The sequence below is a fragment of the Acidovorax sp. LjRoot117 genome, assembly GCF_964252695.1.
Classification (GTDB): domain Bacteria; phylum Pseudomonadota; class Gammaproteobacteria; order Burkholderiales; family Burkholderiaceae_C; genus Acidovorax.
Genome location: NZ_CAXUPO020000001.1, coordinates 748,633 through 761,895 on the forward strand (window position 1 = coordinate 748,633; position 13,263 = coordinate 761,895).

Annotated in this window: 10 protein-coding genes and 1 pseudogene; 5 read left to right on the forward strand and 6 right to left on the reverse strand. The window is 66.2% G+C overall.

The features are described from left to right. Window positions 1-5: 5 nt before the first annotated feature. Window positions 6-929 (reverse strand): LysR family transcriptional regulator, encoded by a 924-nt coding sequence (locus ACSQ3D_RS03580; RefSeq protein ID WP_436125947.1) that lies wholly within the window; start codon window positions 927-929, stop codon window positions 6-8. 72 nt (window positions 930-1,001) lie between these two features. Here ACSQ3D_RS03580 and ACSQ3D_RS03585 point away from each other — a divergent pair, with 72 nt between their 5' ends. Both ACSQ3D_RS03585 and ACSQ3D_RS03590 read left to right on the forward strand, forming a co-directional pair. Further along, a complete protein-coding gene (locus ACSQ3D_RS03585; protein WP_436125948.1) occupies window positions 1,002-1,997 on the forward strand; it encodes a Bug family tripartite tricarboxylate transporter substrate binding protein in 996 nt (331 codons plus the stop codon). Between the two features lie 26 nt (window positions 1,998-2,023). Continuing rightward, entirely contained in the window at window positions 2,024-3,679 is a 1,656-nt protein-coding gene (locus tag ACSQ3D_RS03590) for an FAD-dependent monooxygenase (protein WP_436126176.1), read from the forward strand. A 123-nt stretch (window positions 3,680-3,802) separates the two neighbouring features. On the opposite strand, the gene ACSQ3D_RS03595 is transcribed toward ACSQ3D_RS03590, so the two are convergent. Beyond that, on the reverse strand, window positions 3,803-4,192 hold the full coding sequence (locus ACSQ3D_RS03595) for a nuclear transport factor 2 family protein (protein ID WP_396503458.1): 390 nt from the start codon (window positions 4,190-4,192) through the stop codon (window positions 3,803-3,805). Window positions 4,193-4,363: 171 nt separating this feature from the next. On the opposite strand from ACSQ3D_RS03595, the gene ACSQ3D_RS03600 reads away from it, so the two are divergent. The 3 genes from ACSQ3D_RS03600 (at window position 4,364) to groL (ending at window position 7,628) form a co-directional block, all read left to right on the forward strand. Next, window positions 4,364-5,386: an AraC family transcriptional regulator gene (locus ACSQ3D_RS03600; RefSeq protein ID WP_436125949.1), complete on the forward strand. Its 1,023-nt coding sequence runs from the start codon at window positions 4,364-4,366 to the stop codon at window positions 5,384-5,386. 206 nt (window positions 5,387-5,592) lie between these two features. Further along, window positions 5,593-5,883, forward strand: coding sequence for a co-chaperone GroES (locus ACSQ3D_RS03605; protein ID WP_056173280.1), 291 nt, complete (start codon window positions 5,593-5,595; stop codon window positions 5,881-5,883). A 92-nt stretch (window positions 5,884-5,975) separates the two neighbouring features. Continuing rightward, entirely contained in the window at window positions 5,976-7,628 is a 1,653-nt protein-coding gene (gene groL / locus ACSQ3D_RS03610) for a chaperonin GroEL (RefSeq protein ID WP_056415207.1), read from the forward strand. A gap of 333 nt (window positions 7,629-7,961) precedes the next feature. Here groL and ACSQ3D_RS03615 read toward each other — a convergent pair whose 3' ends face one another. The 4 genes and pseudogenes from ACSQ3D_RS03615 to edd form a co-directional block, all read right to left on the reverse strand. Beyond that, window positions 7,962-10,061 (reverse strand): TonB-dependent siderophore receptor, encoded by a 2,100-nt coding sequence (locus tag ACSQ3D_RS03615; protein WP_436125950.1) that lies wholly within the window; start codon window positions 10,059-10,061, stop codon window positions 7,962-7,964. 317 nt (window positions 10,062-10,378) lie between these two features. Beyond that, window positions 10,379-10,510: pseudogene (locus ACSQ3D_RS03620) on the reverse strand (DUF805 domain-containing protein); the annotation flags it as partial. Between the two features lie 46 nt (window positions 10,511-10,556). Beyond that, window positions 10,557-11,186, reverse strand: a complete 630-nt coding sequence (eda, locus tag ACSQ3D_RS03625) for a bifunctional 4-hydroxy-2-oxoglutarate aldolase/2-dehydro-3-deoxy-phosphogluconate aldolase (RefSeq protein ID WP_056415201.1) — start codon at window positions 11,184-11,186, stop codon at window positions 10,557-10,559. A 269-nt stretch (window positions 11,187-11,455) separates the two neighbouring features. After that, on the reverse strand, window positions 11,456-13,225 hold the full coding sequence (gene edd, locus ACSQ3D_RS03630) for a phosphogluconate dehydratase (protein WP_436125951.1): 1,770 nt from the start codon (window positions 13,223-13,225) through the stop codon (window positions 11,456-11,458). Window positions 13,226-13,263: the final 38 nt, after the last annotated feature.

Below are 13,263 nucleotides of genomic sequence, written 5' to 3' on the forward strand. Positions count from 1 at the left end.
TCCTCCTAACTGGGCAGGCTTGCGGCTGCACGTTTGAGCGCTGCGGCAAACGCGAGTGCGGCCGGCTTGGGCTGCGTGCCGCGCTCGGACACCAGGTACAGGTCCAGGTAGGTCACCGGCTCGCGCAGCATGGCCACCGCGAGGCCCTGGCGCAGGCACTCTTCCAGAGCGAAGGACGGTATGACGGCGTGGCCCCGACCGGCACGCACCATGCCAATGATGGTGCCCATCAGGTTCATGCGCGGGCGCTCATCGTGCACGCGCCCCAGCTGCGAGAGCTGTTTTTCGATCACCACCTGGATGGGGTTGTCCGACGGCAGGCTCACCAAAGGCATGCTTTTGAGACTGCTCCACGGCTGGCTGGCCGCCAGGCCTCCTTGGCCCGCCTCTGGCGGGCTGATGCGCATGAGCCGGAACTTGCACAGCGGCTGGCGCGACAGGCCCACCGCCGGCTTGACGAAGAAACCCAAGCCGATGTCTGCCTCGCCCTCCAGCACGTGCTGGCGCACCGTGCCCACCTCGACGTCGGCCAGATGCACCTGCACCTGGGGATGGGTCTGGGCGAAGCCGCGCACCACGTCGGGCAGCAGGCTGGCCGAGATCATGGGCGTTGCCGCCACCCGCAGGCGCGAGCGCACGGCGGACTCGCTGCCGTCGAGCACGGCACCCAGCGTGCGCAGCTCGCCAACGATGCTTTCGGCCACCGGCTGCAGCCGCCGGCCCGCGTCGGTCAGCGTGAGCGAACGCGTGGTGCGGTTGAACAGGCGGGCGCCGACCTGGTCCTCCAGCTCCTTGATCAGCATGCTCATGCCCGAGGGAGACAGGTGCACCTGCTCGGCCGCCTGGGCAAAGCTCTGCAGGCGCGTGACCTCCAGGAAGGCGTGGAGTTGCCGGCTGCTGACATTCATCAGCTTTGTTGACGAATTCATCAGAATTTTCCGTTTGATTCACATCAAGACTGTCGCTGTAATTGTGGTCCAACTACCCAAGAGACAAATACCATGACCATGGCAACCCCCTTGCAGCCGCCGTCCCTTCAACGCAGACGCCTTGTGCTCGGTGCCCTGGCCACGGCGGCGGCGCCACTGGTCCATGCGCAGGCTGGCAGCGACGCGTCGGTGCGCTTGGTCGTGCCTTTCACGCCCGGCACGGGGATCGACCTGATCGCGCGCCAGATCGCAGGCCCGCTGTCCGAGCGGCTCAAGCGGCCTTTCTTTGTCGACAACAAGGCCGGGGCGTCGGGGATCATCGGTACGCAGGAGGTGGTGCGCGCGCCAGCCGACGGCACGACCCTGCTCGTGAGTGTCAACACGCTGGTGATGAACATGGCGCTGTACCCCAAGCAGGGCTTCAACCCGCTGACCGACCTGCAGCCCGTGAGCCAGACGAGCTGGGGCCAGCTGCTGCTGGTGGCCAGCGAAGGGGCAAGAATCCAGTCGCTCAAGGAACTGGTCGATCGCGCCAAGGCCAAGCCGGGTGCGCTCAACTACGGCTCGCCCGGCGCGGGCACGCCGCACCACCTGGCGATGGAACTGCTCAAGAACCGCGCGAAGATCTCGCTCACGCACATCAGCTACCGGGGCACGGCCCCCGCCGTGACCGACCTGCTGGGCGGGCAGATCGACGCGATGTTCCTGCCCATCCATGTGGCCCTGCAGCATGTGAAGGCGGGCAAGCTCAAGGCGCTGGCCATCAGCTCCAGCACGCCCCACCCCCTGCTGCCGGAAGTCCCCTCGCTGAACAGCCTGAAGCTGGGCGACCTCAACGTGGACATGTGGTACGGCGTGTTCGCACCCGCGGGTACGCCGCGCGCCTTCGTTGAGCGGCTGAACACCGAGTTGCGCGACGTGCTGGCGCAGCCTGCGGTCGCCAGGTCGTTCGAGACACAGGGCATGACACCCGCCCACAGCACCCCCGATGCCTTCGCGAAGCTCGTGGCCGCAGACGCCAAGCGCTGGTCGGACCTGATCAAGGCCCAGGGCATCACCGCCGAATGATGAAAGCAGCAGATCCCATGAACGACATGAACGACATGAACAAGGATCAGGCCCTGCCGGCCCCCCAGGACGCCGAGGTCGTCATCGTCGGCGGTGGCCCGGTGGGCATGGGCCTGGCCATCGAGCTCGGCCAGCGCGGTGTACGCACCATCGTGGTGGAGCGCTATCCGCAGCCCCAGCCCATCCCCAAGGGCCAGAACCTGACCCAGCGGACGATGGAGCACTTCCACTTCTGGGGCGCTGAAAAGGAGTTGCGCGCCGCGCGCACCATCCCGGTGGAATACGGCATTGGCGGCCTGACCGCACACGGCACGCTGCTGGGCCCCCACACCTACGATTGGCTGCAGCGCGACCTGGTCAAGCCCTACTATTTCACCGGCAACGAACGGCTGCCGCAGTACGCGACCGAGGCCGTGTTGCGCGAGCGCGTGGCGCAGTTGCCATCGGTACGCACCATCTATGGCTGGGAAGCCAAGGCCGTGGCGCAGGATGCCGATGGCGTGTCGATCACCATCACGGAGCGTGGCGGCACGGGCGAGCGCACCGAGCGCGTGCTGCGCGCCGCCTACGTGGTCGGATCGGACGGCGCGCGTTCGGTCGTGCGCGAGCAGGCGGGCATCAGCCAGACCCGCACGGACCACGACCGCATGATGGTGCTGCTGGTCTTCCGGTCGCCGGGGCTGCACCAGCTGCTTGAACGCTATCCCGGCAAGTCCTACTACAACGTGCTGCAGCCCGAGCTGCAGGGCTACTGGAAGTTCTTCGGCCGCGTGGACCTGGGCAACACCTGGTTCTTCCACGCGCCCGTTCCGCCGGGCACGACCAGGGACAACTTCGATTTCGCGGGCTATCTGCACGAGGCGGTGGGCGCGCCGTTCGGTGTGGAGTTCGAGCACATCGGCTTTTGGGACCTGCGTTTCATGCTGGCCGACAGCTATCGCCAAGGCCGGGTCTTCGTCGCCGGCGACGCAGCGCACAGCCACCCGCCCTACGGCGGCTATGGTGTGAATTCGGGGCTGGAGGATGCGCGCAACCTGGGCTGGAAACTGGCGGCCCGGTTGCAGGGCTGGGGCGGCGAGCGCCTGCTCGACTCGTACGACGAGGAGCGGCGCCCTGTGTTTGCCTCGACCATGCGTGATTTCATCGCCCGGTCCATCGACACAGACCGCGAGTTCCTGAACACGCACGACCCGCAGCGCGACCGCGCCGCGTTCGAGGCTGCATGGCAGGCACGGGCGCAGGGCGCCGTGGGCGAGGTGCATGCGTTCGAACCCCACTACGAGGGCTCGGGTGTGGTCTGGGGCAGCGCGGGGCGCGTCAGCAGCGCCAAGGGATCGCACCGCTTTGACGCGAGAGCCGGCCACCACCTGGCGCCTGCGGTGCTGCCGTCCGGCAGCAACGTGTTCGAGGCGCTGGGCACCGGCTTTTCGCTGCTGGCCTTCGGGGCCCACGCCGACGCGGTGCAGGCCTTTCGCGCCGCCGCGGAGGACACGGCGCTGGCCCTGACCGTCGTGGAGGCCCACGGCGCAGGCGAGCATGAGCGCTACGGCGCGCAACTGGTGCTGGTGCGTCCGGACCAGTTTGTCGCCTGGAGCGGCAGCGACGCCAGCGTCTCGGCGGACAGGGCCCGCCAGATTCTGCAGACGGCCACTGGCCGACTCGCGCGGGTGGTCGCGGCCTGACGCCAAGTTGCGCTTCGGATAGGGGCGGGCTGGTGCCCCGCGGGCGCCGCAGGCCGCGCCCCCTGCCCGCCTTGCCGTGCCCTGGTCAGCAGGACGACGCGGCTCCGCGAAAGGAACCTAACCTTACTGTCCCCAGAACGCGTCCTCCTGGGCCTGGTCGCTGGAGAAGAGACGAACCTCCACGATCTTTCCACCGTCGATACGGATCAGGTCCACACCCGGCTGCCGGAGCGTGATGCCGTTGGCTTCACCCGCGAATTCGATGGTGATGGCTACCCAGTCGCCGTTGGCCATGTAGTGGTCGGCGCGCGTGATGGCGAAGGTTCCCTGGGAGACTTCCATCATCTTGCCCAGCATCGGACCGACGCTGGCCATGCCCCGGTGCGTGCCAGAGAACTGGTTGCGGCCGGGCTGGTGCCAGACCACTTCGGGCGAGATGAGGCTGCCGAGCGCGGCCTGGTCGCCGGTCTGCACGGCACGGATGTAGGTTTTGGCGATGTCGATGGGGTTCATGGAGCGATCCTGTGAATGGTTTCAGGGGTTCAGTGGCCGTGGTGTCTGGACATGGGCGATGTGTGGGGCACACACCTCCTGCGCGCCAACGGCATCCCCCTGAATCCAGCGCTCGTTCGTTGCACTCCAGCGCGAGGACGATGCGCCCGCCATCTGGCGGGTGCCGCCCTCGTGCCTAGAGTTTTCAAAGAACTTGCTGAAGGTGATTGTTGGACATCGGTCGTCTTTCATCACGGCATTTCAGCGACAATGAATGGTAGTTTTCAGACATTCGATCATTCCAATATCGCCATGGCGCGCCCGCACGACATCGAATGCCTGGAATACCAGCCGCAAGGCGCGTATGCGCTGGATGTGGAGGTCTTCACGATGGCCGAGCTCCGGCAACGGGGCAGCAGGGAGAAGGTGCGTACCACGCACCGCTACGGGTTCCACATGCTGGCGTGCGTCACGCAAGGGGTTTGCAAACAGGTGATCGATTTCAGACCGGTCGTCTGTGCACCAGGCTCCCTGCTGGTGGTACGCCAGGGACAGGCCCACAACTTCGGGCCCCACGAGAACTGGGATGGCTGGATCGTGCTGTTTCGCCCGGAGTTCGTGCTGCCCCCGTCCGTGCCGATGCGCCAGCCTGCATTCGCGGCCGATCTGGTGCGTCTGCCCGAACACATGCCGCTGGACAACGATGCGCTGGACACCGTCACCCGTGCGCTGGCCCAAATGCGCGAGGATTCGCAACTCCAGGGGCCCCTGGCAGAGGTCAAGACGCTGCTGCTTCACCAGCTCCATGCGCTGCTCACACGGCTAGGACTTCTGCACGGCCCTCGCTCCACGCAGGAAGCGCTGCCCTCACCAGCATTGCAGCGCTTTCAGCGCTTCCAGCAACTGGTGGAGGAGCGGTTCACGCGGTGGCACCAGGTCGCCCGCTACGCGCAACACCTTGGCTGCACCGAAAAAAGCCTGGCACGCGCCAGCGCGACCGGCAGCGGCATCACGGCCAAGGCGTTCATCGCAGCGCGGATCGCCCTGGAAGCCAAGCGCTTGCTGGTGCACACGAACCTGACGGTGGCGTCCATCGCCGACAGGCTGGGCTTCGATGAGCCCACCAATTTCGGAAAATTCTTCAGGCGCGAGGCCGGCTGCACCCCCGCGGAGTTCCGCAGGCAGCAGCTGGACGCGACCGTGCTGCCGGGCTGACGCTCCCTGGGGGACACGCTGCGAAGTTGTTACGTTACAAATCACGCAAAAGCACGGGCCGTCTTGAAACCGCCACAATTGCCCGTATCATTAGCACTCACCCCAGACGAGTGCTAACACCGCTCTCTGCCGGGAATTTTGTAGCGTCCGCTCCGCGGGCGTTTTGAGTCCCTCAGCCTTTTTTCACTGACAACAGGAGCATTGCAATGAACCTTCGCCCTCTGCACGATCGCGTGATCGTCAAGCGTATCGAAAGCGAAACCACGACCGCCTCCGGCATCGTGATCCCTGACAACGCCGCTGAAAAGCCCGATCAAGGTGAAGTGCTGGCCGTCGGCCCCGGCAAGAAGAACGACAAGGGCGAAGTGCTCGCCCTGAACGTGAAGGTCGGTGACCGCGTTCTGTTCGGCAAGTACTCGGGCCAGACCGTCAAGGTCAACGGCGACGAGCTGCTGGTCATGAAGGAAGACGATTTGTTTGCAGTGGTCGAGAAGTAATTCTCCCCGCTGATTCACTCATTTTTTCATAGCTGCTGGCGCTTTCCAGACAAGCGCCAGCAGCCAGTTTGAACCCAATCTAGGAGCTCCAAATGGCAGCAAAAGACGTAGTTTTCGGCGGCGAAGCCCGCGCACGCATGGTTGAAGGCGTGAACATCCTGGCCAACGCGGTCAAGGTGACCCTGGGCCCCAAGGGCCGCAATGTGGTGCTGGAGCGCTCGTTCGGCGCCCCTACCGTGACCAAGGACGGTGTGTCCGTGGCCAAGGAAATCGAACTCAAGGACAAGCTGCAGAACATGGGCGCCCAGCTCGTGAAGGAAGTGGCCTCCAAGACCAGCGACAACGCTGGTGACGGCACCACCACCGCCACCGTGCTGGCTCAAGCCATCGTGCGCGAAGGCTTCAAGTACGTGGCCGCTGGCATCAACCCGATGGACCTCAAGCGCGGTATCGACAAGGCCGTGACGGCCCTGGTCGCCGAGCTGAAGAAGGCTTCCAAGCCCACGACCACCTCCAAGGAAATCGCCCAGGTCGGTTCGATCTCTGCCAACTCCGACGAAACCATCGGCAAGCTGATCGCTGACGCCATGGACAAGGTCGGCAAGGAAGGCGTGATCACCGTGGAAGACGGCAAGTCCCTCGAGTCCGAACTGGACGTCGTGGAAGGCATGCAGTTCGACCGCGGCTACCTGTCGCCCTACTTCATCAACAACCCAGAAAAGCAATCCGCGATTCTGGACAACCCCTTCGTGCTGCTGTTCGACAAGAAGATCAGCAACATCCGCGACCTGCTGCCTACGCTGGAGCAAGTCGCCAAGGCCGGCCGTCCCCTGCTGATCATTGCCGAAGAAGTCGACGGCGAAGCCCTGGCTACGCTGGTGGTCAACACGATCCGCGGCATCCTGAAGGTCGTGGCTGTGAAGGCTCCAGGCTTCGGCGACCGCCGCAAGGCCATGCTGGAAGACATCGCCATCCTGACGGGCGGCAAGGTCATCGCTGAAGAAGTGGGCCTGACCCTCGAGAAGGTGACCCTGGCCGACCTGGGCCAGGCCAAGCGCATCGAAGTGGGCAAGGAAAACACCATCATCATCGACGGCGCCGGCGCTGCTGCTGACATCGAAGCCCGCGTCAAGCAAGTGCGCGTGCAGATCGAAGAAGCCACGTCCGACTACGACCGCGAAAAGCTGCAAGAGCGCGTGGCCAAGCTGGCTGGCGGTGTGGCCGTGATCAAGGTCGGCGCTGCCACCGAAGTCGAAATGAAGGAAAAGAAGGCCCGCGTGGAAGACGCACTGCACGCCACGCGCGCAGCTGTGGAAGAAGGCGTTGTGGCTGGTGGCGGCGTGGCCCTGCTGCGTGCCAAGCAAGCTGTCGGTGACTCGGTCAAGGGCGACAACGCCGACCAGGAAGCCGGTATCAAGCTGGTCCTGAAGGCCATCGAAGCGCCTCTGCGCGAAATCGTGAACAACGCCGGCGGCGAAGCCTCGGTGGTGGTGAACGCTGTGTTGGCCGGCAAGGGCAACTACGGTTTCAACGCCTCGAACGACACCTACGGCGACATGCTCGAGCTGGGCATCCTGGACCCCACGAAGGTCACCCGTACGGCCCTGCAGAACGCTGCCTCCGTGGCATCGCTGCTGCTGACGACCGAAGCCATGGTTGCTGAAGCACCCAAGGACGAGGCCGGCGCTGGCGGCGGCATGCCCGACATGGGCGGCATGGGTGGCATGGGCGGCATGGGCATGTAATTGCCCACCGGACCTGCGCGGGGTGGGCCACGATCCTGCCGCGCGCAAGCTTCCAACAAAAACCCCGCAGGCTGCGAAGCCTGCGGGGTTTTTTAATGGGCAGCACCTTCGCGATTGCGCTGCAGGCCGTGCTCGACGTTCACGCCGTTCGGGCGGAGGCCGACGGGTTCTGTCGAAACCTTGCGCGGCGCTTCGACAGGCTCAGCGTGAACGGTTCAGAGGAGTGCCAAAAGACGACGCGCCGACACCCTGATGCGTTGATGCGTTGATGCGTTGATGCATTGATGCGTCGGACAGTTGATACCCTGATACCCCAATGCGCAATGCCAGCGATCAGAACCGGTACGTCGCGCTCAGCACCACGTTGCGCCGGGTGGCCCACCAGCAGTCGCCGCGTGCCAGGCAGGTGCTCATGTACTTCTTGTCGGCCAGGTTGCTGATGTTGAGCGCGTAGCGCCAGTCCTGCGTGTCGTAGGCCAGCAGCGCATCCACCACGCCGGCGGACGGCACCTCGGGCCCGGTGCGGTCGCGGAACGACGACAGCCAACGGTACCCTGCCCCGACCGAGAAGCCGCGCACATTGCCCACGGCAAAGCGGTACACGCCCCACACGGCGGCCTGGTGGCGTGGCAGGCCTTCGAGCACAGGGTCGGCATCGGTGTAGTTGTAGTGGGCGGTCAGGTCGAACGCGGTGGCCACGCGGGCCTTGTATTCCAGCTCCAGGCCCTTGTTGCGGGTCTGGCCCGCCTGCAGCACGTTCTTGGGGTTGGTGGGGTCGGCCACCTGCTGGTTCTTTTCCTTGAGGTCGTACACCGCGGCGGTGAACTGGGTGGCGCTGCCCTCGGGCACGTACTTCACGCCCACCTCGATCTGCTCGCCTTCCAGCGGCTTGAAGCGCTGGCCGTAGGCGTTGGTGCCGCTCACCGGGCTGAACGACTCGGCGTAGCTGATGTAGGGCGTCCAGCCCCCGGCCAGTTGGTACATCACGCCCAGGCGCTTGGTGGTGTCGCTGGTGCGGTCATCGGCCGAGCCGGCCAGGCTGTTCACGGCGCGGTCGTGGCGCAGGCCGGCAATGAAGATCCAGTTGCCCCACTTCATCTGGTCCTGCAGGTACAGGCCGCCCTGGCGCTGCACGTTCTCGGGCTTGGCGGCCATCGCAGGGTTGATGCGGTTGCCGTACACCGGTGCGAACGCGTCGATGGGCGTGTTGTACGAGTCATCGGCTTCGGTCTTGTTCTCGGTCTGCCGGTTCCAGTCCACGCCCAGCAGCAACTGGTGGCGCACCGCGCCGGTGGTGAGGTTGCCTTGCAGGTGCGTATCCACCGCGGCCATGCGGGTGCGCGTGACGTTCTTGCCGTAGAGGCGGCCGACCAGGCGCTGGTTGACGGGGTCTGCGCCGAAGCCGCCAGGCTCGGTGAAAAAGTCGGCGTAGTGATATCCGCCCCGGTTCTCGTTGCGCGCCAGGCGCAGGTTCTGGCGCACGGTCCAGGCGTCGTTGAAGCGGTGCTCGAACAGGTAGCCGATGGATTCGCGGTCGGTGTCGTAGTAGTCACCCGGCTCGCCGATGAAGCGGTTGATGGGCAGCTTGCCATTGGGGTTGGGCAGGAGCGTGCCGGACCACGGCAGGAACTGCGCCGTGCTGCCGGTACGGTCTTGCTGCCAGTGGGCCTGCAGGACGAGCGACGTAGCGCCATTGGGGCGCCAGGTGAGCGATGGTGCGATCAGGCGCCGGTCGTTTTTCACGTAGTCGGTTTGGGTGTCCGCATCGCGCGCCACGGCCACCAGCCGGTACGACCATTCGCCGTCTTTGGTGAGCGGGCCCGTCAGGTCGGCCTGCAACTGCTTGCGGTTCCAGCTGCCGAACTGCACGCCCACTTCGCGCTGCGCCTCTTGCAGGGGGCGCTTGCTGACCATGTTGACCACGCCGGCCACCGTGCCCGCACCGAACAGCATGCCGGACGGGCCGCGCAGCACTTCCAGGCGCTCCAGCGCGTAGGGGTCGGACGCGATGGTGCTGGTGTAGTAGTTGTAACCCTGGCGCAGGCCGTCCAGGTAGGTGTCCGGCGAACTGCCGCGCACCCGCACGCTGTCGGCGCGGCTGTCCAGCCCGTAGGCATCGCTGCGCACCCCGGCGGCGTAGAGCAGTGCCTCCTGAAAGGTCGTGGCGCCCTGGTCCACCAACTGGTCGCGGGTGACCACGGTGACGGACTGCGGGGTTTCCGAAAGCGGCGTGTCGGTCTTGGTGGCAGTGGCTGCATTGCGTGCGCGGTAGCCCACCACGGGCGCGGTGGCGGACTCTTTCTCGGCGTTAGCGTCCACACGCACTTCGGACAGGGTCGCCGGGGCGCTTTGCGCCATCACCGCTGCAGGCACCCCACCGAAGGCCAGGGCGATGCCGATGCAGACCGCAGTCTGCCGATGTTGGAATGTCATGATTTTCAGGAATGTAAATAGGAATGATTTCTATTCTAAAAATCTACGCGACCAACCGGCAGCTTCTGTGGCGCGATGTCGTACAACGACAACACACGGCCTGGCCGTGATCATCCCATTTTGCTTCTCTTTTGATAGCTGCTAGCGCTGACCACACAAGCGGAAGAGCTCCTTTTTACCCGTGCTTCGGGTCTGCAGTACCTTGCACGCACTGCACGCCGACGGGAGCCCCGACCCCGGCCGCCCACCAAAAAGCCCGCTGACCCTGAGGGCAGCGGGCTGCGCGAGCGAGCCCTCAAGCCCGCCGCATGGTGAGATCAGCCTTCGCTCGGCTGCGCCCACCAGACCAGCAGCAGCAAGAAGCCGATGCCTGGCAGCAACAGCAGTTGCCACCAGCCGCTGCGGCCTATGTCGTGCAGGCGGCGCGTACCCACGGCGAGTGCGGGCAGGCAGCAGCAGCGCGATGGACACGATGCGCCCGCACCCCGGCTGGATTCAGCTTGCCTGTCGCAGGCTTTGCGTCTCACGCGCCAACTGCGTGATGCGCGCCCAGTCCCCGGCACGCACGGCATCGGTCGGCGTGAGCCACGAGCCGCCCACGCAGCGCACGTTGGGCAGCGCCAGATAGTGGGGCGCGGTAGCGTTGGTGATGCCGCCGGTGGGGCAAAAGCTCACCGCACCGAACGGGCTGACCCAGGACTTGAGCAGCGGAATGCCACCCACCGCCTCGGCCGGGAACAGCTTCAAAAACGAGAACCCATCGGCCAGCGCCGCCATGATCTCGCCCGAGGTGGCCACGCCCGGCAGCAACGGCAGGTTCAGGCCCTTGCAGGCGCTGCCCACGGCCGAGGTGTAGCCAGGGCTCACGGCAAAGCGCGCGCCCGCCTCGCTCGCGCGGCGCGCGTCGTCGGCGTTGAGCACCGTGCCCACGCCCACCACGGCTTCGGGCAGGTTGCGCGCGATGGTCTCGATGGCCGGCAGGCCGGCGGCGGTGCGCAGCGTCACCTCCAGGACCTTCACGCCACCGGCGAGCAGCGCTTCGGCCAGGGGCAGCGCGTCTTCCACGCGGTCGATCACGATGACGGGGATGACGGGGCCATGGCTGGCGATATCAAGCGGATTCATGAGTGTTTGCTCCTTGGTGTCTCAGGTGTCGGCTGCTGCAGGCGGCCTACAAAACTGGTGCGGTGCCATGTCAAGGTTTCTGTCGAACTGGTTTTGGCAGGGCCCGGGTGCGTCACCCCTGCGGGTGGACGAGCAACGGCATGGCAGGCGATACAGAGGGGCCTTCAATGACCTGCTACCGTTCTGGCTGAGCTTTGTCGAAGCCTCGCGCGGCGCTTCGACAAGCTCAGCGTGATCGGTTGTGTATTTTGGAAGGCCAATGGGGACACCTACAGCCATGTGCAGGCGCCCTGCTCCGCACCGCCCGCATGGCGGCGGAAGTTGGTGAAGAGTTCGCGGCCGAAGCCGACCTGCGAGGCCGCGTTGTACGGTGCCGGCACGCGTGCCGCCCAGGTGGCCTCATCGACCAGCACGTCGAGCGTGCCGGCCACGGCGTCCACCCGCACGATGTCGCCGTCCAGCACCTTGGCCAGCGGGCCGCCGGCCATCGCCTCGGGCGTCACGTGGATGGCGGCGGGCACCTTGCCCGATGCGCCGCTCATGCGGCCGTCCGTCACCAGCGCCACCTTGAAGCCCTGGTTCTGCAGCACGGCCAGCGGGGGCGTGAGCTTGTGCAGTTCGGGCATGCCGTTGGCCTGCGGGCCCTGAAAGCGGACCACGGCCACCATGTCCTGCTGTACCTCGCCCGCGCTGAAGGCGGCGAGCAATGCTTCCTGCGAGTCGAACACGCGCGCGGGCGCTTCGATGATGTGGCGGTCTTCCGGCACGGCCGAGACCTTGATCACCGCACGGCCCAGGCGCCCCTGCAGCAGGCGCAGGCCGCCCGTGGGCGAGAACGGCTCGCTCACCGGCCGCAGCACCGACACATCGCCGGACACCGCCGGTGCGGCCTGCCCGCCTTCGGCGATGCCGCCTGCGTTCACGCTGAGCACGTCGCCGTGCATGAGGCCGTTATCCAGCAGCTCGCGCAGGATCCAGGGCGGGCCGCCCGCGGCCTCGAACTGGTTCACATCGGCATCGCCATTGGGGTACACGCGGGCCAGCAGCGGCACCACGGACGACAGCTCGTCAAAGTCCGTCCAGTCGATCAGGATGCCGGCGCTGCGCGCAATCGCCACCCAGTGGATCAGGTGGTTGGTGGAGCCGCCGGTGGCCAGCAGCGCGGCCATGGCGTTGACGATGCAGCGTTCGTCCACCAGGCGCCCGATGGGCGTGAAGCGCTGGCCGCGCTTGCCGATGTCGAGCACCGTGCGCACCGCCTGGCGGGTGAAGGCCTCGCGCTCGCCCGTGCCGGGTGGCGCAAAGGCTGCGCCGGGCACATGCAGACCCATGGCTTCGAGCAGCATCTGGTTGCTGTTGGCCGTGCCGTAGAAGGTGCAGGTGCCGGGGCTGTGGTACGCGGCCGACTCGGCCTTGAGCAGCTCGTCACGCCCCACCAGACCCTGCGCGTACTGCTCGCGCACCTTGGCCTTCTCCTTGTTCGGCAGGCCCGAGCCCATGGGGCCGGCGGGCACGAACACGCAGGGCAGGTGCCCGTAGTGCAGCGCACCGATCAACAGGCCCGGCACGATCTTGTCGCACACGCCCAGCAGCAGCGCGGCGTCGAACACGTCGTGGGACAGCGCTACCGCCGTGGCCATGGCAATCGCGTCGCGGGAGAACAGCGACAGCTCCATGCCGGGCGTGCCCTGCGTCACGCCGTCGCACATCGCCGGCACGCCGCCGGCCACCTGGGCCGTGGCGCCGTGGCGGGCGGCCTCGTCGCGCAGCAGCGCGGGGTAACTTTGGTACGGCTGGTGGGCCGACAGCATGTCGTTGTAAGCCGTCACGATGCCGATGTTGGGCGCCTTTTCGACCGTGACCTTGAACTTCTCGGCGCCAGGCAGCGCCGCGTACGCGTGGGCCAGGTTGGCGCAGCCCATGCGGTCTTGCGGGGGCTTGCGCTGGATCATGGCGTCGACACCGGCCAGGTAGGCGGCCCGCGTGTCCACGCTGCGCTGGATGATGCGAGCCGTCACGCGCGCTACGACTGAATGCATGGGATGCTCCATCGGTGGGGAAAGGAGGGAAAAGGCCT

Bases quoted from the DNA above. Each gene is read 5' to 3' on its own strand.
- ACSQ3D_RS03580 (WP_436125947.1), bottom strand. From the start codon at position 929: ATGAATTCGTCAACAAAGCTGATGAATGTCAGCAGCCGGCAACTCCAC.
- ACSQ3D_RS03585 (WP_436125948.1), top strand. From the start codon at position 1,002: ATGACCATGGCAACCCCCTTGCAGCCGCCGTCCCTTCAACGCAGACGC.
- ACSQ3D_RS03590 (WP_436126176.1), top strand. From the start codon at position 2,024: ATGAACGACATGAACAAGGATCAGGCCCTGCCGGCCCCCCAGGACGCC.
- ACSQ3D_RS03595 (WP_396503458.1), bottom strand. From the start codon at position 4,192: ATGAACCCCATCGACATCGCCAAAACCTACATCCGTGCCGTGCAGACC.
- ACSQ3D_RS03605 (WP_056173280.1), top strand. From the start codon at position 5,593: ATGAACCTTCGCCCTCTGCACGATCGCGTGATCGTCAAGCGTATCGAA.
- groL (WP_056415207.1), top strand. From the start codon at position 5,976: ATGGCAGCAAAAGACGTAGTTTTCGGCGGCGAAGCCCGCGCACGCATG.
- ACSQ3D_RS03615 (WP_436125950.1), bottom strand. From the start codon at position 10,061: ATGACATTCCAACATCGGCAGACTGCGGTCTGCATCGGCATCGCCCTG.
- eda (WP_056415201.1), bottom strand. From the start codon at position 11,186: ATGAATCCGCTTGATATCGCCAGCCATGGCCCCGTCATCCCCGTCATC.
- edd (WP_436125951.1), bottom strand. From the start codon at position 13,225: ATGCATTCAGTCGTAGCGCGCGTGACGGCTCGCATCATCCAGCGCAGC.